Genomic DNA, 1280 nt, shown 5'->3' with positions numbered 1-1280 from the left:
GTTTACGACAAAGGATGGCGTGACCCACATGTAAAGTATTCACATGACTTATTACAGTAATTAGGATATGTACCCCAAATGGACGTTACGACGCTTATTATTAATTTTGGATTTTCAATCAGTTTAATTGCAAATGCTCTTTTATTTATTCCTCAAATCATTTCCATTTTAAGGCATCAGTCAGTACAAGGCGTTTCCTTACTAACCTTCGCAGGATTTAACGTCATCCAGTTTTTTACTGTATGCCACGGATTAATCGAGGCGGATCATCTACTCGTCGCGGGTTACATTTTAAGTTTAATTACCTGTGGCGCAGTTACCTTTCTGATCATTTATTTTAGATACATCAAAAGAGCATAAACAGGCATGAATTCTCTCACAGAGCGTAACATTACCATATTGGCCCTGCTTCCCTACTCTACAGCGGAGGCAGAGCTTTTGCATAAAAAACAGAAGTTAGATAACTTATATTTTTTAAACGGACAACTTACTGATTTTGATGCCCAAGTAGGCGAAAACTTATGTCAAATCAGAGCATATAAGATTATTCACCTCTGTTATAAATGGCTACATTCTGAAAGTGCGTTAAGTCAATTCAAAGAAGAATTACAGAAAATAAACGCCTATAAAGCACATCTAAACAAACTCATTACGCACTGGGAAGATGCCGTTGAACATTCCGTCACTTACAACAAACATTTAGATGCTCCAGAAAAAATTGCGACTTTTTTAAATCGTCATCAATTATTAATTTCACTCCATAGTGAAATCGTATTCATCTTTCTTTCCTGGTTTTTGACCCATTTTAATGTCCGCGAAGATCATATTCCTATTGCCATCAACTTAGAGTATATTGCTCGGGAACTTAAAATATCTAAATACAGAGCAAAACGGCTTACACACAAGTACCAACAATTAATTTGCCAATTAGGATGTGACTTTATTATCACGATTAGCCAAGCACTTCCAGACCCATGGCGTCTGGGGGAACTGTTACCACAAGTATGCAAAATTGCTGATGAAAATCGCGCGGTACTTCCCTGCTATATAAGCAGCGAAGTTATTTTTCATCATAATCTTTTACAAAAAATCCCTATGATTTTGATTACCAAGCGCTATGATAATCAACAAAAACTAGTCGATATTATTTACTTTTTAATCGAAGGTAACGAGCTAAAACAATACAATTTAGTCCAGCAGCTCGATTTAGCGATGCCCTATTGTCTTGTGGTTAGAGGATTAGTACTTAATGCAACAGAAAGCATTCATTCCTATATTCA

At 36.2% G+C, this 1280-nt stretch carries 2 protein-coding genes; both read left to right on the top strand.

The window, feature by feature from the left end:
- The first annotated feature begins 78 nt into the window (after window positions 1-78).
- On the top strand, window positions 79-360 hold the full coding sequence (locus ACQY7T_RS12710) for a PQ-loop domain-containing transporter (RefSeq protein ID WP_428413887.1): 282 nt from the start codon (window positions 79-81) through the stop codon (window positions 358-360).
- A gap of 6 nt (window positions 361-366) precedes the next feature.
- Window positions 367-1280, top strand: a 914-nt coding sequence (locus ACQY7T_RS12705; protein WP_428413886.1) for a hypothetical protein, incomplete at its 3' end; no start/stop codon positions are given.

The sequence above is a fragment of the Legionella sp. genome, assembly GCF_965140895.1.
Taxonomy (GTDB): Bacteria; Pseudomonadota; Gammaproteobacteria; order Legionellales; family Legionellaceae; genus Legionella.
This window is presented reverse-complemented; position numbering and strand designations above follow the sequence as displayed.